Raw genomic sequence first — 17930 nt, forward strand, 5'->3', positions numbered from 1 at the left:
GTATGGGTTGCTGCATTGATATGCGGGCGGTCATTCTAGCGGACAAAAAACCGGGTGGCTAGAATTGGCCCGGCTATAATCCCCGGCCTATGGCTTCCGTTCCCGACTTGCAATCCGGCGTATCGCTGCGCCCCTTCAATACCTTTGGCATCGATGCCCGTGCCAGGCTGCTGCTGTCGGTGTATGGCGCCGACGACCTGCGCGCCGTGCGCGAAGACCCGACGCTGCGCGGCCTGCCGCGGCTGGTGCTGGGCGGCGGCAGCAACCTGCTGCTGACTGGCGATTTTCCCGGTCTGGTGCTGCACATGCGCGGGCAGGGCATCGCCATCGTCGGCGAAAATGCCGGGGCCACGCTGGTGCGCGCCGCCGCTGGCGAGAACTGGCATGGCCTGGTGCAATGGACATTGGCCCATGGCCTGGGCGGCATGGAAAACCTGTCGCTGATACCGGGCAGCGTCGGCGCCTCGCCGATACAGAACATCGGCGCCTACGGCAGCGAACTCAAGGACTGCTTCCATTCCCTGACCGCATTCGATTTCGAGACCGGCGAGCTATTGACCCTGGATCGCGCAGCATGCGAATTTGGCTACCGCGACAGCGTGTTCAAGCACCGACTGCGCGACCGTGCGGTGATCCTGGACGTAACCTTTGCGCTGCCCAGGGCCTGGCAGCCCAACTTGCGCTATGCCGAACTGGCGCAGGAAGTCGCGGCGCGCGGGCTGGCTGCGCCGCAGCCGGCCGACATCGGCGAGGCGGTGATCGCGATCCGGCGGCGCAAGCTGCCCGACCCGGCCGTCATCGGCAATGCCGGCAGCTTCTTCAAGAACCCAGTGGTGTCATCCGCCCGGCGCGATGCCCTGCTGGCAACGCATCCGCAACTGGTGAGCTACGCGCAGGGCGATGGCAGCTACAAGCTGGCGGCGGGATGGTTGATCGACCAGTGCGGCTGGAAGGGCAGGACCCTGGGGGCGGCCGGCGTGTACGAGAAGCAGGCGCTGGTGCTGGTGAACCGGGGGGAAGCGCGTGGTGCCGATGTGGTCGCGCTGGCGATGGCGATACGGCAGGATGTCGAGCGCCGGTTCGGCGTGATGCTGGAGCCGGAGCCGGTGTTCGTCTGATGCTTCAAGGCAGGGCGCTTGGCGCGCCCTGCCTTTTTGCTGGATGCTGCCGTTCAGCCGAAATGGCAGACGTAGTCCAGCGTCTCCAGCGTCACGATGTCGAAGCTGGAATTGCCCGGCACGTTGAACTGCTGGCCGCCTTCATATTCCTTCCACTCATCCTCGCCCTGCAGGCGGATGCGGCATTTGCCGGCATTGAGTTCCATGATTTCCGGCGCGCCGGTGTTGAACACCAGGTTGGACGGGAAAATCACGCCGACCGATTTCTTGCTGCCATCGGCCATCACGACGTTGTGCGAGACGCACTTGCCGTCGAAGTAGATATTGGCCTTCTTGGTGACCGACACGTTGTCGAATTGCTCGCTCATGGTGCTTCCTTCCGTAAAAATGAAAGGGACCCGGCATGGGTCCCTTTGACGTCCGTCTGACGATTACTGGCCGCGCTTGGCTCGCGCCATGGCGGCGATGCGCATGCGCAGCGCATTGAGCTTGATGAAGCCGCCGGCATCGGCCTGGTTGTAGGCGCCGCCGTCTTCGTCGAAGGTGGCGATGTTCATGTCGAACAGCGAGTCGGTCTTGGAGTCGCGCGACACCACGATCACGTTGCCCTTGTACAGCTTGACGCGCACCCAGCCGTTGACGCTTTGCTGGGTATGGTCGATCAGGGTCTGCAGCGCGACGCGCTCCGGCGACCACCAGTAGCCGCTGTAGATCATCTGCGCATAGCGCGGCATCAGGTCGTCCTTGAGGTGCGCGACTTCGCGGTCCAGCGTGATCGATTCGATGGCGCGGTGCGCGCGCAGCATGATGGTGCCGCCCGGGGTTTCATAGCAGCCGCGCGACTTCATGCCGACGTAGCGGTTTTCCACCAGGTCCAGGCGGCCGATGCCGTGCTTGCCGCCGAGGCGGTTGAGCTCGGTCAGCACCGCGGCCGGCGACAGGCGCTTGCCGTTCAGCGCGACGATGTCGCCCTTCTCGAATTCGATGTCGAGATATTCGGCCTGGTCGGGCGCCGCTTCCGGGCTGACGGTCCAGCGCCACATCGACTCCTCGGCTTCCGCCGCTGGGTTTTCCAGGTGGCGGCCTTCGAAGCTGATGTGCAGCAGGTTGGCGTCCATCGAGTAGGGCGCGCCGCCGTTCTTGTGCTTCATGTCGACTTCGATGCCGGCGTCTTCCGCGTACTTCAGCAGCTTCTCGCGCGACAGCAGGTCCCATTCGCGCCACGGCGCGATGATCTTCACGTTAGGCATCAGCGCATAGGCGCCCAGCTCGAAGCGGACCTGGTCATTGCCCTTGCCGGTGGCGCCGTGGGAAATGGCGTCGGCGCCGGTTTCCTTGGCGATCTCGATCAGGCGCTTGGCGATCAGCGGGCGGGCGATGGAGGTGCCCAGCAGGTATTCGCCTTCGTAGACGGTGTTGGCGCGGAACATCGGGAACACGAAGTCGCGCACGAACTCTTCGCGCACGTCGTCGATGTAGATGTTTTCCGGCTTGATGCCGAACTTCAGCGCCTTCTGGCGCGCCGGCTCCAGCTCTTCGCCCTGGCCGAGGTCGGCGGTGAAGGTGACGATTTCGCAGTGGTAGTTGTCCTGCAGCCATTTCAGGATGACCGAGGTATCGAGGCCGCCAGAGTAGGCCAGCACGACTTTGTTGATGTCGCTCATTGGAGTGCTTTCTTTAAAACAGGGGTATCAATAAATTACTGCGCAGACACGCGGCCCAGCACCAGGTATTCGAGCAGGGCTTTCTGCACATGCAGCCGGTTTTCCGCTTCATCCCAGACCACCGACTGCGGACCGTCGATGACTTCGGCCGACACTTCCTCGCCACGGTGGGCCGGCAGGCAATGCATGAACAGCGCATCCGGACGGGCGCGCTGCATCTTGGCGCTGTCGACGATCCAGCCGTCAAAGGCCTTCAGGCGCTCGGCATTCTCTTCCTCGAAGCCCATGCTGGTCCAGACGTCGGTGGTGACGAGGTCGGCATCCTGGCAGGCGTCGGATGGGTTGGCGAATACGGTATAGCGGTCGTTGTCCTGCGCCACCAGGGTCTGGTCGATGTCGTAGCCGGCTGGCGTGGACACGTTCAGGTGGAAGCCGAATACCTGCGCCGCCTGCAGCCAGGAATACAGCATGTTGTTGGCGTCGCCGATCCAGGCCACCGTCTTGCCGGCGATGCTGCCGCGGTGTTCGATATAAGTGAGGATGTCGGCCAGCACCTGGCAGGGATGATGCTCGTTGGTCAGGCCATTGATCACCGGCACGCGCGAATTGGCGGCGAAACGCTCGATGATGTCCTGGCCGAAGGTGCGGATCATGATGATGTCGCACATGCGGGACATCACCTGCGCCGCGTCTTCCACCGGCTCGCCGCGGCCGAGCTGGCTGTCGCGGGTGTTGAGGTAAATGGCCGCGCCGCCCAGCTGGTGCATGCCGGCTTCGAAGGACAGCCTTGTGCGGGTGGAACTCTTCTCGAACACCATGACCAGGGTGCGGTCTTCCAGCGGATGGTAGGGCTCGTAATTCTTGAACTTGTGCTTGATCAGCCGAGCGCGTTCAAGAACGTACTCGAACTCGTCCAGCGTGAAGTCGGAGAATTGCAGAAAGTGTTTGATTGCCATAAATGAAAACGGCGGCGAGGGTGGCGCCTGCCGCCGGAGTTCGTCAATTTGCTGATTATAGGTGAGTTTTTTGCGAAAAGACACTTGTCTGCGCGCCAGCACTCCCGTGTTTTGGCAGGTCAGTAACCGATTGTCTGCATTGACTCATGCCGCAGCTGCGCATAGAGCGCATGCCGCATCGGCGCGATACGGCCTTCCTTCACGCCGGCCAGCACCGCGCAGTCGGGCTCGCTGATGTGATGGCAGTTATAGAACCGGCAATGGCCCAGGCAGGGCGCGAATTCCGGGAAGGCGCGCTCCAGCATGCCTTCGGTCAACTGGTGCAGGCCGAATTCCTGGAAGCCGGGAGAATCGATCACGGAGGTGGCGTCGTCGATCGCATAGAGTCGGGTAAAGGTGGTGGTGTGCTTGCCGGTATCGAGCGCGGCGGAAATTTCGCGCACCGCGATGTCGGCGTCCGGCACCAGCAGGTTGATCAGCGAGGATTTGCCCATGCCGGACTGGCCGATGAAGATGCTCGACTGGCCCTGCAGGACGGGCATGAGCTTCGCCACCGCCTCCTCCGGCGCGGTGCGGGCCGAGACTTCGTGCACCGGGTAGCCCAGGCCCGCATACAGCGCCAGGCGCTCGCGGGTCTTCTCCAGCGCGGCGGTGACGTCGATCTTGTTCAGGATGATGTGGGCTTCGACTCCCGCCGATTCGGCCGCCACCAGCGCGCGCGAGATCAGGTCGTCGGAAAACGCCGGCTCGGTCGCCACCACGATCAAAAGGCGCGTCACGTTGGCCGCCAGCAGCTTGGACTTGTACTGGTCGGAGCGATAGAGCAGGGTGCGGCGCTCCTCTATGCCTTCGATCACCGCCTGATCCGACGAGGTCATTTTCAGCGTGACGGTGTCGCCCACCGCCACATCGCTCTTCTTGCCGCGGGTAACGCAATGCAGCCTTTGCGAACCTGCCTGCGCCACGTAATGGCGGCCATGTGCCGCAATGATGACTCCGCTGGCGGCGCTCATGCGGTCCTTGCGTTGGCCAGCAGCCGGTTGATGCGCACGGTGGCCGGTGGATGGGAATCGTAAAACGCCGAATGCAGCGGGTCGGGCGTAAGTGTGGAAGCATTGTCCTCGTACAGCTTGACCAGCGCCGACACCAGGTCCTGCGCATTGCTGTGCCTGGCGGCGAAGGCATCGGCCTCGAATTCATGCTTGCGCGAGCTGATCGAGGTCAGCGGCGAGAACAGGAAGGTAAATACCGGCAGCGCCAGCATGAACAGCAGCAGCGCCATTGCATCATTGGGTACGCCGGGAATCGGGTCCACGCCCAGGCCGGAATAGAACCATACCTGCGTCTTCAGGTAGCCCAAGAGGGCCAGCAGCGCCAGCGATAGCGCAAACATCACGACGATGCGCTTGACGATGTGCTTCAACTTGAAATGGCCCAGCTCGTGCGCCAGCACCGCCTCGATTTCCTGCGGCGCCAGGCGCGCCAGCAGGGTGTCGAAGAACACGATGCGCTTGGCCGCGCCGAAGCCGGAGAAATAGGCATTGCCGTGGGCGCTGCGCTTGCTGCCATCCATCACGAACAGGCCCTTGGACGCGAAGCCGACGCGCTGCATCAGGTTTTCGATGCGCGCGCGCAGGCTGTCGTCGGACAGCGGCGTAAACTTGTTGAACATCGGCGCGATCACGGTCGGGTAGAGCACCAGCATCAGCAGCTGGAAGCCGCTCCAGACGAACCAGGCATACAGCCACCACAGGTCGCCCGCCTTGTCCATCAGCATCAGGATCACCCACACCAGCGGCAGGCCGATCAGCACGCCCAGCGCCGCGCTCTTCATCATGTCCGAGAAGAACAGCGCCGGCGTCATGCGGTTGAAGCCGAACTTCGCTTCCAGCACGAACTTGCGGTAGTACTCGAAGGGCAGGTCGATGATGCCGGAGATGGCGGCGAAGGCGGCCAGCAGCGCGATCTGGTAAGTCATGCCGGGGCCGGTGAGGTTGAGGATGGCCACCGACAGCCATTGCAGCCCGCCCAGCAGCGTGAAGCCAACCAGCACCGCGGTGTTGACGAACAGGGTGATCAGGCCAAAGCGGCTGCGCGCCACCGTGTAGTCGGCCGCTTTCTGATGCGCGGCCAGCGGTATCTTTTCGGCAAACTGCGACGGCACCGCGCCGCGATGGCCTTGCACATGGCGGACATGGCGCCACAGCAGCCAGCAGCGCACTACCAGCGTGGCCAGCAGAAACGCAATGAACAAAATGGAAAAGCCGTGTGTGGACATGCTATGCCTGTGAGAAAATGCGGACAAACCGGAGGAAAAACAAATTATGTCACAAGCCACCCAAGTCGACGGGCGGGCCGCCGTTCCGGCACGGCCCAATGAATTCAATCTGGTCTGGGTCGATATGGAAATGACCGGACTCAATCCCGACACCGACCGCATCATCGAAGTCGCCGTGGTCGTCACCGATCCCCTTCTCAACATCCTGGCCGAAGGCCCGGTGTTTGCGATCCACCAGAGCGACGAAATCCTCGACGGCATGGATGCCTGGAACAAGGGCACGCACGGCCGCTCCGGCCTGATCGACCGTGTCAAGGCTTCCACCGTCAGCGAAAGCGATGCCGAGACCGCGCTGATCGATTTCCTGAAGCACTTCGTGCCGGCCGGCAAATCGCCGATGTGCGGCAACACCATCTGCCAGGACCGCCGCTTCATGGCGCGCGGCATGCCCAGGCTGGAAAACTTCTTTCACTACCGCAATCTCGATGTGTCGACATTGAAGGAACTTTGCCGGCGCTGGAAGCCCGAACTGATTGCGGGCTTCAAGAAGCACCAGAAACACACCGCGCTGGCCGACATCATCGAGTCCATCGAGGAACTGCGTTACTACCGCGAGCATTTCATCAAGGCATGAGCCCTGGCGGGCCGCGGCCCGCCCATCAGTCCATCCGAAGCAGCACATGCGTCATGCCCGGGAATAGGAACTTATCGACAGTCACTATTTTTTTGGAGCGCCATGATTACCCCTGCCTTCATCTGCGATGCGATCCGCACGCCTTTCGGCCGCTACGGCGGCATTCTTTCCACGCTGCGCGCTGACGACCTGGCCGCCATTCCGCTGGCGGCGCTGATGGTGCGCAACCCTGGCGTCGACTGGGAGCAGCTGAACGATGTGCTGCTGGGCTGCGCCAACCAGGCCGGCGAGGATAACCGCAATGTCGCCCGCATGGCCACGCTGCTGGCAGGCCTGCCGGTGGGCGTGCCCGGCGCCACCATCAACCGGCTGTGTGGATCGGGCATGGATGCGGTTGGCATGGCTGCGCGCGCGATTCGGGCCGGCGAAGCGACCATGATGATTGCCGGCGGCGTCGAGGCCATGAGCCGCGCGCCGTTCGTGATGCCCAAGGCCGAGTCGCCGTTTTCACGGCATGCCGAAATCCATGACACCACGCTCGGCTGGCGCTTCGTCAACCGCCTGCTGCAGGCGGAATACGGCACCGAATCGATGCCGCAGACGGCGGAAAACGTCGCCCGCGAATTCAACATCGAGCGCGAGGCCCAGGACCGCTTTGCGCTGGCTTCCCAGCAGAAGGTGGTGCGCGCACGGCACGACGGTTTCTTCAGCGAGGAAATCACGCCGGTGACGCTGGCGCAGAAGAAGGGCGACCCGCTGATCGCGACGGAAGACGAGCATCCGCGCGTCACCACGCTGGAGGCGCTGGCCGCGCTGCCGCCGCTGCTGGGGCCGGAAGGAACCGTCACTGCAGGCAATGCGTCGGGCGTCAACGACGGCGCCTGCGCGCTGCTGCTGGCCTGCGAGAAGGCCGCTTACAAGTACACCCTGATGCCGCGCGCCCGCGTGCTCGGCATGGCCACCGCCGGCGTGCCGCCGCGGGTCATGGGCATGGGGCCGGCGCCGGCGGCGCGCCGGGTGCTGGTGCAGGTGGGCCTGACGATGGACCAGATGGATGTGATCGAACTCAACGAGGCCTTTGCCGCGCAGGCGCTGGCGGTGCTGCGCGACTGGGGACTGCAGGACGACGATCCGCGGGTGAACCAGAATGGCGGCGCCATCGCGCTGGGCCATCCGCTGGGTGCGTCGGGCGCGCGGCTGGTGATGACGGCGGTGCGGCAACTGCATCGCACCAGGGGCCGGTTCGCGTTGTGCACGATGTGCATCGGCGTGGGGCAGGGCATTGCGATCGTGCTGGAGCGGGTGTAACTCGATTGCCCGGATAAGCGGGCGGACATGCAATGGCGCACTGCATAAGGCAGTGCGCCATTTTTTTGCCGGAGTCCACCGAGGACTGCGGCCGGCTACAGCGGCGCCGGCTCCGTCGTTTCCGGCGTGGTAACGGCAATGGCGTCGATCGACTCCGGCTCGGTGTTGTCCGAACTGGTGCCTATGATCGCCTGCACCTTTGCAACGAAGGCATCGGTCGGGCCGGGATTGGCGGCCTGGCCGCCGTCGTTGTCGCTGCCATGGTCGTTGCTGGAGCCGCCGCAGGCGGCCAGCGCCAGCAGCAGCGCCAGCGCGGCATAGGATCGCTTGTTCATCATCGCCTGCTCCTTAGTTGTTGGACGAACCCGACAGCGGCGTCGTCAGGTAAGGGAAGGTGGCCTGGTAGTCGGCCGCGGTCTTGCGCACGCCATCGGTCAGCGCCAGGCCGCCGGCAGGCGCATCCGCCGGCTTGCAGCCCACCTGCAGCGCATCATTCGCGCCGGTCAGCACGCACAGCGCGCCCATTGCCACCCGCAGCGACAGGTCGGTCACGTCGTCGGCCGGGCGGCGGCCGTTGGGGAAGCCGGCGTTGTCGCCCGCGGCTACGCCCAGCGGGCTTTGCGAGGCCGCCGGCGTAGCGGCGATCGAGGTATTCAGGCGCAGCATTTCCGAGGCGGTCACGTTGGCCGGCTGGTTCACGCCCTTGATGCCCTTGAGGAAGACGGTTACCAGGTCGGTGCGCGGAAAGTTGGTAGGCGCCTTGGCTGCCGGGAACAGGGACTGGATCAGCGTGGGCAGCGTCGGGTTGGTCACATAGTTGGCGAACTGCGCGTCGTTCTGCGGCTTCGAGGCATTGAAGCGGTCCTTGTCTTCCAGGCCGATCACGACTTCATTGACCAGCGGCATGCCCAGGCGCGATACCTGGGTCCAGGCGCCGCCTTCCTTGCTGGCATTGGCCAGGCCGGAGGCCGGGGCCGGATTGGCGAGGCGTCCCTGGCGCACGCTGGCGGTGGTGTAGCCGCCGATCACCGGGTCGCCGGCGGCGGCCAGGCAGGCTGCCGGCACTTCCATTGCGATGGTGCTGACGTTCTTCTGTTCGAGGTCATTCCGGTTGCCGCCGACTTCCGGTCCGAGCGGGTTCAGGTTGACCAGGTCGAAGATCTTGCCGACCGCTATATAGAACGGTTCCTTGCGCTGGCCGACGAACACGCGGCCATTGCCGCAGCCGGGGATGGCGACGTTGTAGATGTGCTGGTTGGCATAGGCCGCATAGCCGCCCGGGAAGGACTTCTCGCCGATGTTGTCGACTGGCTTGTCGAATTCCATGCCGCCGGCGGACAGGTTGGTCAGGCTGCTGCGCTGGCCGCTGCGGCGGTCGCCGCGCACCATGTCCACCGTATAGGTTTCCCGCACGTTCAGGCTGGCCGGGTTGATGCCATTGACGGGGCCGGAATTGATCAGCGGTATCAGCACCTGCTTGTCGCCGACCGGCAGCGCGGTGCGCTTGGAGGTGCTCTTGAAGCGGAACTGGAAGGTGATGTCTTCCTTGGCGTCGCCATTGTTGTCGATGTGGATCTCATACAGCGCGTTGGGATCGAACTGGTTGAAGTTCGGGCCGCCCTGCGGATCCTGGAACGGAATGTAATTGGCCAGCAGCGTCACGTAGTCCTGCCGCCCGCTCTCGTAGCTGCGAAACATGTAGAAGTCGGTGCCGTCCACCTTGGGCGCGCCGGTAATGTAGGGGCCTTCGCGGTGGCTGGACGCGACGGCCGGCACCGCAAATGCGCCGGCCACGGCAGCGGCCAATAAGGTGGTTTTCAGCAAGGGCAGGGCAAGTCGCATGGTCATCTCCTCGGTTGGATGGAGCCGAACGGGTTCGGCACAACGGAACGCTGTGATGACTTGTATGCAAGGGTCGGCCGATCGGATTCAACTATTTTTCGCGACCCGTCCGGCGTTTGTTTTCAATCAATCCTTGTCGGCTTGCCCGGCCTTGTCCGGCCCCGAAGCAGCGCCGCAGCACTTCTTGTATTTCTTGCCGCTGCCGCAGGGACAGACGTCATTGCGGCCCGGCGCGGCGGTCTCGTGCCTGACCGTGGTCACTGCCGACTTGCGCAGCGGCGCCCAGAATTTGTGGATGTGCGGTATCGCCGCTTCGATCTCGATGGTGAGCTTGTGGCACTTGCCCGGATCGTCGACCAGCGCCAGTTCCTCTTCCTCGATCTCTTCCGCGCCCAGCAGGTAGATCGGCCGCAGCAGCGGCGCCAGCGGCGATTCATAGATGGGCTGCCAGGCGTCGGCGCGCAGCTGCATGCCTTCCCAGAAGCCCCAGGCCCAGGCCTCGCCATCCAGCACCGTGCGGCCATTCCACTGGTGCTCGCAGAACAGCGGCTCGAATTCCTTGGGCGCCACCTCGAAGGTCATCGCCACTTCGTTCATGAAGCGCGCGATCAGCGTGGTGATGCGCTGGGCTTCCTTGTCGTTCTTGAAGTCGGGCGCATCCTCGGGCGTGGCGCCCCAGACCCGCGGCAGCCATTCGGCAAACGGCACTTCCTGCGGGCCGATGGCGAGGGCGGTCAGGTAGCCGTGCAGCGCATCCATGGTCATGCAGTCGTCGCCGCAGCGGTCCGAGAGCAGGAAGGTGTCGAGTTCGTTGAATTCCTTGTCGGAAAGCGGTTCATCCAGATGCATGGCGTTTGAAATGAGAGAGAAGCGGGGCGCCTAGTTTAACCGTTCGCGCGTGACCAACGTAGAATGCGCGGATGAATCCCTCCGCCACCTCCTACGCCACGCTGTCGCCCGACCTCGTGCTCGATGCGCTCGATACGCTGGGCTTGTACAGCGATGGCCGCCTGCTGGCCCTGAACAGCTATGAAAACCGGGTCTACCAGATCGGCATGGAAGACGGTCCGCCGGTGGTGGCCAAGTTCTACCGGCCCCATCGCTGGAGCGATGCGCAGATACTGGAAGAGCATGCCTTCGTCGACGAACTGGCTGCGCGGGAAATTCCGGTGGTGCCGGCATCGCGCATCAACGGCGCCACGCTGCATCACCACGGCGGCTTTGCGTTTGCGGTGTTTCCGCGCCACGGCGGCCGCGCGCCGGAACTCGACGACCGCGACACGCTGGAATGGATGGGCCGCTTCCTGGGCCGCATCCATGCGGTGGGCGCGCTCGAACCCTACCAGCTGCGGCCGGCGCTGAACCAGGATACCTTTGGCATCGAGCCGCGCGACTTCCTGCTGGCCCACGACTTCATCCCGCCCGAACTGCTGTCGGCCTGGCGCAGCGTGGTCGACCAGGCGCTGGACGGCGTGCGCGGCTGCTATGAACGGGCCGGCGAGGCGCGCCTGCTGCGGCTGCATGGCGACTGCCATGTCGGCAATGTGCTGTGGACCCCGGATGGTCCGCACTTCGTCGACTTCGACGACAGCCGCAACGGTCCGGCGGTGCAGGACCTGTGGATGCTGCTCTCCGGCGAACGGGCCGACATGGTGCGGCAATTGTCGGACCTGCTGGCAGGCTATGAGGACTTCTGCGAATTCGATCCGCGCGAGCTGCATCTGATCGAGGCGCTGCGCACGCTGCGGCTGATTCATTATTCGGGCTGGCTGGCAAGGCGCTGGGACGACCCGGCGTTTCCGGCAGCCTTTCCCTGGTTTAATACCCAGCGCTACTGGCAGGACCGCATCCTCGAACTGCGGGAGCAGGTGGCGCTGATGGCCGAGCCGCCACTGTGGCCGGCATGACTGCAACTTTGACACGGAGCACTATGGAAGCGATACGTTTTGGCATCATCGGCGGCAGCGGGCTGTACAAGATGGAGGGCCTGTCGGAGACGCGTGAAGTCCTGCTCGATACGCCGTTCGGCAAGCCGTCCGATGCCATCGTCACCGGCCTGCTCGACGGCGTGCCGGTCGCCTTCCTTGCGCGCCATGGCCGTGGCCATTCGACGCTGCCGGGCGACCTGCCGTACCGGGCCAATATCTGGGCGATGAAGTCGCTGGGCGTCGATTACCTGATCTCCGTATCGGCGGTCGGCTCGCTCAAGGAAGTGATGGCGCCGCGCCACATGGTGCTGCCGGACCAGTTCATCGACCTGACGCGGCACCGCGCCGGCACCTTCTTCGGCGATGGCGCGGTGGCCCACGTCAGCATGGCCCATCCGGTATGCGCGGCGCTGTCGGAAGTGCTGGCCGAGTCCCATGCGGACTGCGGGCTGCCCGCGGCGGCGCTGCATCGCGGCGGCACCTATGTCTGCATCGAGGGACCGCAGTTCTCGACGCTGGCCGAGTCGCGGCTGTACCGCTCGTGGGATGCCTCGGTGATCGGCATGACCAACATGCCCGAAGCGCGGCTGGCGCGCGAAGCCGAGATTGCCTATGCCACGCTGGCGCTGGTGACGGACTACGACTGCTGGCATGAAGGACATGACGCGGTGACGGCCGAGATCGCGATCGCCAACCTGATGCATAACGCCGCCAACGCACAGAATGTGCTGCGCGCCTGCGTGCGCCGGCTGGCGGCCAATGCGCCGGCGTCGAAGGCGCATGATGCGTTGAAGCAGGCACTGGTGACGCCGCCGGCCGCGATGCCGGAGGCGACCAGGGAGAAGCTGCTGCCGTTGCTGCGCAAATATCGGTGAATCAGGAAATCAACGGCGCTTGTTGATCAGGCTGGCATCGATGTTGTTGGAGGTGAGCACCAGTCCCTTGGGTGGATTGTCTGGGCCATTGACGAGCGAGTTGATCACTTCTTCGCTGTAACCCTGGCTTCGCATGCGGTTAATCGCTTGTGTACGCGCCTCCTGCTCATAAAACGCAGACGTCATGTCGTTTGCGCTTTCCAATGCGATCGAACCGCCGACGATGCCATGGATGTCTTCGTCCGAAAGGACGAGCATGCTGTCGTCGATCAGCGCCTTGCCGCCGGCGGCAAGGTCGGCGCAATCCAGCAGGATGGCATTTTGCGCGGAAGACTCCTGCAGGGCGTCAGTCCTGTTCCCGACAGTCGTGGCCTTGCCGGGCGTCTCCCCCAGCGTCGCATCATGTGGTGCCAGTTGCAGTAGTTCGGTCAGCCTGGTCTTGATAGTCATGTTCATTTTTCCTCACGCATGGATGTTGTTGCAGCACGGGGCCGGTTTCCGGCGATCCATGAGGTTTGCCTGCTTGTAAGGGGCGCCGTCGTGAACCGCATCCCTAGTCCGTGGCATGCAACGCATCAAAGGTTCATAGAAAGGCTGACTGGAGGAATCGGCTCAGGGCGGCCTCGGCCCGGCGCGATGCGGCGGCGGTGTCGTCAGGCGCTTTCGTCCAGCAGCGCCGCGGCGCCGATGTATTGCGCCGGCAGGTCCAGTTCGACGATGCGGCAGCGGCCGATACGCCCGGCCAGGGCAGGCGACCATTCCTGCAGCGCCAGGCCCAGGCATTTCAGGCAGGCTTCATGCGCAGTCCATGCGCGGGCGAATGCAGCTTGCCGCTGCGCATCATCCATCGCCTGGAGGGCTGCCGCCGTGCGCGGGCCCAGATAGTCCCGCGCCAGGGCTTCCAGGTCGGGCAGGGCGGCATCGGTCAGGGCCATCAGGTCGATGCCGACCGGGCCGTCAGCGCGGATGGCTGCCAGCGACAGCCCAGCCTCGTGGCTGATGGAGAGATGAATCGGCGGCGCCGCTGCCGTCAGCGCCGGCGCCTGGCCCGGCTTGGTATCCAGCGGCACCGCTTCAGGCGCGCAGCCGAGCAGGCTTCCCAGCGCTTTCCGCAAGGCTGTGCGCACCAGTTCACGCGCCTGGCCGCGCAAGCTGGTATGCGGCGTCGGCACCGCAATGAGGTAAGGGCTGCCGTCGTGCGCGGGCAGCGGCATGCCCGGGCCAGCCCACCAGTGCGGCGCCAGCGCGGCGCTGGAGGCGCCGTTGCCTCTCATGCGTTGACCGGCGCCGCCGGACAGCCATGCCAGGCGCTGCCGGCGGGAATGGCTTCGCCTTTCATCACCAGGGTCAGCGCGTTCAACCGCGCGCCGTCCCCGATGCGGGCGCCATACAGCACCGCGCTGCGCGGGCCCATGCAGACGCCCGCGCCGATCTGCACATGGTCGATCTTCATCACCCGGTCTTCGAAGAGATGGGTTTGCGGGCAGGCCAGCGCATTGATCTCGCTGTGCGCGCCGATGGTCACGCAGTCGAATTCGGTGATGTCGGTGGTGTCCATGTACACGCCGGCGCCGATCCGGCTGCCCAGTAGCCGCAGCGCCAGCGGCAGCCAGGGCGTGCCGCGCAGGTAGCGCAGGAAGTTGGGCACGGTAATGCCTTCATACATGCTGGTTACCGCTTCGGACAGCCAGACGAAGGGCGTCCACATCGGCACGGTGCGGGCGCGGTAGCGGCCCATGAATAGCCACTTCAGCGCGGCCACGAAGAGCAGGGTGCCGATGCCATAGGACAGGCCGGCCAGCGCCAGGCCGCGCGTCACGTCGCCCCAGCGGCCGGCTTCTGCCGCCGGCATCAGGTCGAGCACGACCACGTAGCCGACCGCGGTCATGATGGCGTGCGGCGAGGCGATCCGGAATGCCTCGACGCCGCCGCGGCACAGGCGGCGCAGGCGGGACGGCCGGAAGGTCAGCGACTCCGGAAAGCCGGTGGTGCCTTCGCGTGCCGGCAGGTTGATCGGCGGCGTGCCCAGCCAGGTATCGCCCGGCTGCATCTGGCTGTTAGCCGGCGCGCGGCTATGGACGCCGATCAGGGTGTTTTCCGGCAATACCGTGCCGTCCGGCACATAGGCGCCGTTGCCGACGAAGCTGCGGCGCGAAATCACGGTGGGCTGCATGGTCATCCAGCCGCCGTCGATATGCTCGTCGCCCAGCATCACCGCGTCCGCAATGAAGGTCTCGTCGCCCAGGGTCAGCATGTCGGGCACCACGCCCAGCGCGGAAGAGATCTCCGCATCCCGGCCCACCTTGGCGCCGAGCAGCCGGTACCACAGCCCTGAATAGACGGTGGCATAAACGCCGTGCAGCACATGCAGGCTGGCTTCCTGGATCTGGTTCACCAGCCACTTGCGGCAATAGACGATGCTGTGCACCGGCCACGAACCCGGCTTCAGGCGCGGCAGCACGGTCCAGCGGATGCCGACCGACAGCAGCACGGTGCAGACGATCAAGAGCGCCGAGGCCGGCAGCGCCAGCAGGAAGTAGCGCGCCAGTTGGGTCGGCACGTTTTCCGACTGCAGCCAGCCGAAGCGGCCGGGCTCGCCCAGCCAGTCGATCAGCATGAAGGCGGGGAACACCGGCAGGAAGAACAGCAGCGCCACCAGCAGCGCGCCGCCGCCGAAGAACGCGGTTTCGAGGGCCAGGCGGCGCTGCGACACGGCGGGCCGCGGCGGCTGCGACGCGCGGTCGAAGGCGCCGGCGTCGCGCGCCGGGGAGCCGGTCCAGCAGCGGCCGGCGGGCACCCGCATGCCGGCCGTCAGCGCGGACTGGCCGTCGAGATGGCCGTCGGCCCCGAGCGCGGTATCGCCTTCCAGCACCGCATAGGAACCGACGAAGGCGCCCGCGCCGATGTCGATGCGCCCGAGGTGCAGCCGGCCGCCCTGCACATGGGCGTTTTCCAGGTTGACCGCATTGCCTATGCTGGCGCCGTCGCCGATGGTCAGCAGCGATGGCACGCGCAGCGTGATCGAGCCGATCAGCGCGTCGTGGCCGACCCGGGCGCCGAGCGAGCGCAGCCAGTGGACATAGAGCGAGGAGCCGGCCAGCAGATAGGTGGGCGCCGCTTCGGCCAGGCGGTCGCCCAGCCACCAGCGGAAGTAGGTCAGGCCCCAGAGCGGGTAACTGCCGGGCTTCAGATTGCTGGCGACCAGGCGCACGCCGGCCGCGGACATGGCGAAGGCCAGCAGGGTCATCAGCAGGAAGACGCCGGCCGAGGCGGCCACCGCCAGCGCGATCGAGTCGCCCGGATCGCCGGTATAGAAGTGGTAGGTGAAGAAGGGCGCCAGCCATTGCGCCATGCGCAGCGTCATCAGCGCCGGCGCGGCGATGGCCTGCGCCGCGCCGCAGCGCCAGCGGCGCCAGGCCGCGATGCGCAGCGCCGGCTGCTGCATGGCCGGCGCTGCCGTGGCGTGCGGCTGGCTGGCGGCGATGGCCGCGGCAATGCCTGACACGCTGCGATGCTGGTAGATGTCGCGCACGGTCACATGCGCGTAGCCCGGCATGGCGCGCAGCGCCGAAGCCAGGCGCGCCGCGAACAGGGAATGGCCGCCCAGGTCGGAAAAGAAATCGGCATCGCGCCGTATCGCCTGGCCGGGAAACAGCACGCGCAGCGCGTCGAACAGCGCAGCCTCTGCCGGCGTGCCGGGCAGGTCGCCGCCGGCGGGCGCGGCAACCGCGAGCGGCAGCGCGCGCAGCGCATTGCGGTCGATCTTGCCGGAAATCAGGCGTGGCATCTGCGCCAGCGCCTCGATATGGCCCGGCACCATGTAGGGCGGCAGGCTGGCGGCCAGGGCGGCGCGCAGCGCAACATGGCCGGTCGCCTGGCCGCTCTCGGCGACATAGAAGGCCACCAGCTGTTCGATGCCTTCCTCGCTGCGCAGCACCACCGCTGCCGTGCCTACGCCGGGCTGACGCGTCAGCACAGCCTCGATCTCGCCAAGTTCCACCCGGAAGCCGCGGATCTTGACCTGGTCATCGGTGCGGCCCAGGCATTGCACCTGGCCATTCCCGTCGATGCGCGCCAGGTCGCCGGTGCGGTACATGCGGGCATGGGCGGCGCTGGCGGCCCAGGGATTGGCGATGAATTTTTCGGCGGTGAGTTCGGCGCGGCCGAGATAGCCGCGGGCCACGCCGGGTCCGGTGATGCAGAGTTCGCCGGCCTCGCCGCGCGGCGCCAGCCGCGGCGCGTCGCCGCTGCCCGTCTCCAGCACCAGCAGGCCATAGTTGGGCAGGGGCGCACCGATGGTGACCGGCTCGCCCGGGCGCAGCACCGTCATGCTGGCCGAGACCGTCGCCTCGGTCGGGCCGTAGCTGTTGAAGACCTGCCGGCCTTCCCGCGCCCAGCGCGCCACCAGGGCCTGCGGACACATCTCGCCGCCCAGATTGATGATGCGCAGGCCCGGCACGTCCTGCTCGAACAAGGCCAGCAGGGTGGGAACAGCGTGCAGCACGGTGACGCCGCTGGCGGCCAGCGCGCGCGGCAGCGCCTCGGGGTCGGCGGCCACCGTGCGCGGCGCGATCCAGAGCGTGGCGCCGACCAGGTAGCTGATCCAGATTTCCTCGAACGACATGTCGAAGGCCACGGAAAAGCCCTGGTAGACGCGGTCGCTCTCGCGCACGCCCAGCACGCTGTTCTCGCTGCGCAGGAAGTGGCAGATCGCGCCCTGGCTGATCTCGATGCCCTTGGGCTTGCCGGTGGAGCCGGAGGTATAGATCACATAGGCCGGATCGGTGGGAAGCACCTGGCCGCGCCGGCGCAGCGGCGCCGTTGCCGGCCGCAGCAGATCCTCGGCCAGCCAGGCGGGCAAGGGCAGCGCTGCCAGCTGGCCGGCCGCGTCGCTGCAACTGACCAGGCCGGGCGATTGCGCGTCTTCGAGGCAGGTGCGGATGCGGGCCAGCGGCGTGTCTGCATCGAACGGCAGCCAGGCCGCGCCGGTCTTGGCGATGGCCGCCTGCATCACCAGCAGGTTCACGCCGCGCGGCAGCCACAGGCCCACGATCTGGCCGGGGCCGACGCCGGCCTCGATCAGGCGCGATGCGGCCAGGCTGGCGGCGTCATCGAGTTCCGCATAGGTCAGCGACTGCGCGCCGTCGACCAGCGCAGTCTTGTCCGGCATTTGCCGGGCAGTGGCTTCCAGCAGGTCGGCGAGGATTTCGTCGCGAAGCAAATCCGGCCGTTGCAAACCCATCAGCAGGGAAGGCCGCTGCTGGTTTTGCAACGCATCGAAGGAAAATTCCAGGCTTGCAGATTCGATATCGGAGGGCAGATCCAGG

General features: G+C 65.7%; 16 protein-coding genes. 5 read left to right on the forward strand and 11 right to left on the reverse strand.

The window, feature by feature from the left end:
* Positions 1–89: 89 nt before the first annotated feature.
* Entirely contained in the window at positions 90–1118 is a 1029-nt protein-coding gene (murB, locus tag ABC383_RS00690; RefSeq protein WP_413011055.1) for a UDP-N-acetylmuramate dehydrogenase, read from the forward strand.
* Between the two features lie 53 nt (positions 1119–1171).
* On the opposite strand, the gene ppnP is transcribed toward murB, so the two are convergent.
* From ppnP to ABC383_RS00715, 5 genes are all read right to left on the reverse strand, one after another.
* Entirely contained in the window at positions 1172–1486 is a 315-nt protein-coding gene (gene ppnP / locus ABC383_RS00695) for a pyrimidine/purine nucleoside phosphorylase (RefSeq protein ID WP_413011057.1), read from the reverse strand.
* A gap of 63 nt (positions 1487–1549) precedes the next feature.
* Positions 1550–2782 (reverse strand): argininosuccinate synthase, encoded by a 1233-nt coding sequence (locus tag ABC383_RS00700; RefSeq protein ID WP_194712799.1) that lies wholly within the window; start codon positions 2780–2782, stop codon positions 1550–1552.
* 35 nt (positions 2783–2817) lie between these two features.
* Complete coding sequence (gene argF / locus ABC383_RS00705; RefSeq protein WP_413011059.1) at positions 2818–3738, reverse strand: ornithine carbamoyltransferase; 921 nt, start codon at positions 3736–3738, stop codon at positions 2818–2820.
* A 119-nt stretch (positions 3739–3857) separates the two neighbouring features.
* Complete coding sequence (rsgA, locus tag ABC383_RS00710) at positions 3858–4751, reverse strand: ribosome small subunit-dependent GTPase A (protein WP_413011061.1); 894 nt, start codon at positions 4749–4751, stop codon at positions 3858–3860.
* The gene (locus ABC383_RS00715; RefSeq protein WP_413011063.1) at positions 4748–6016 is read right to left on the reverse strand and encodes a M48 family metallopeptidase; all 1269 of its coding nucleotides are present in this window, start codon (positions 6014–6016) and stop codon (positions 4748–4750) included. Before ABC383_RS00715 ends, rsgA begins: the two co-directional genes overlap by 4 nt.
* 46 nt (positions 6017–6062) lie before the next feature.
* Between ABC383_RS00715 and orn the strand changes: the two genes are divergently transcribed.
* Both orn and pcaF read left to right on the forward strand, forming a co-directional pair.
* Complete coding sequence (orn, locus tag ABC383_RS00720) at positions 6063–6650, forward strand: oligoribonuclease (protein WP_413011065.1); 588 nt, start codon at positions 6063–6065, stop codon at positions 6648–6650.
* A gap of 102 nt (positions 6651–6752) precedes the next feature.
* Positions 6753–7958 carry a 3-oxoadipyl-CoA thiolase gene (gene pcaF / locus ABC383_RS00725; protein WP_413011067.1) on the forward strand — a complete coding sequence of 402 codons (1206 nt, stop codon included), beginning with the start codon at positions 6753–6755 and terminating at the stop codon, positions 7956–7958.
* A 95-nt stretch (positions 7959–8053) separates the two neighbouring features.
* On the opposite strand, the gene ABC383_RS00730 is transcribed toward pcaF, so the two are convergent.
* From ABC383_RS00730 to ABC383_RS00740, 3 genes are all read right to left on the reverse strand, one after another.
* Positions 8054–8296 carry a hypothetical protein gene (locus ABC383_RS00730; protein ID WP_413011069.1) on the reverse strand — a complete coding sequence of 81 codons (243 nt, stop codon included), beginning with the start codon at positions 8294–8296 and terminating at the stop codon, positions 8054–8056.
* Between the two features lie 10 nt (positions 8297–8306).
* On the reverse strand, positions 8307–9800 hold the full coding sequence (locus tag ABC383_RS00735; RefSeq protein ID WP_413011071.1) for a DUF4331 domain-containing protein: 1494 nt from the start codon (positions 9798–9800) through the stop codon (positions 8307–8309).
* Positions 9801–9926: 126 nt separating this feature from the next.
* Positions 9927–10649, reverse strand: a complete 723-nt coding sequence (locus ABC383_RS00740; protein WP_413011073.1) for a UPF0149 family protein — start codon at positions 10647–10649, stop codon at positions 9927–9929.
* A 71-nt stretch (positions 10650–10720) separates the two neighbouring features.
* On the opposite strand from ABC383_RS00740, the gene ABC383_RS00745 reads away from it, so the two are divergent.
* Together ABC383_RS00745 and ABC383_RS00750 are read left to right on the forward strand one after the other, a co-directional pair.
* Positions 10721–11707, forward strand: a complete 987-nt coding sequence (locus tag ABC383_RS00745) for a serine/threonine protein kinase (RefSeq protein WP_413011075.1) — start codon at positions 10721–10723, stop codon at positions 11705–11707.
* Between the two features lie 23 nt (positions 11708–11730).
* Complete coding sequence (locus ABC383_RS00750) at positions 11731–12603, forward strand: S-methyl-5'-thioadenosine phosphorylase (protein WP_413011077.1); 873 nt, start codon at positions 11731–11733, stop codon at positions 12601–12603.
* Between the two features lie 9 nt (positions 12604–12612).
* Here the strand turns inward: ABC383_RS00750 and ABC383_RS00755 are convergent, their stop codons facing one another.
* From ABC383_RS00755 to ABC383_RS00765, 3 genes are all read right to left on the reverse strand, one after another.
* Positions 12613–13053 carry a hypothetical protein gene (locus tag ABC383_RS00755; protein ID WP_413011079.1) on the reverse strand — a complete coding sequence of 147 codons (441 nt, stop codon included), beginning with the start codon at positions 13051–13053 and terminating at the stop codon, positions 12613–12615.
* A gap of 203 nt (positions 13054–13256) precedes the next feature.
* On the reverse strand, positions 13257–13877 hold the full coding sequence (locus ABC383_RS00760; protein WP_413011081.1) for a 4'-phosphopantetheinyl transferase family protein: 621 nt from the start codon (positions 13875–13877) through the stop codon (positions 13257–13259).
* Positions 13874–17845, reverse strand: coding sequence for a Pls/PosA family non-ribosomal peptide synthetase (locus ABC383_RS00765; protein WP_413016195.1), 3972 nt, complete (start codon positions 17843–17845; stop codon positions 13874–13876). The genes ABC383_RS00760 and ABC383_RS00765 overlap by 4 nt, the downstream gene beginning before the upstream one ends.
* Between the last annotated feature and the right edge of the window lie 85 nt (positions 17846–17930).

This window comes from Noviherbaspirillum phoenicis (assembly GCF_047237965.1).
In the GTDB taxonomy this organism is placed as follows: domain Bacteria; phylum Pseudomonadota; class Gammaproteobacteria; order Burkholderiales; family Burkholderiaceae_D; genus Noviherbaspirillum_A.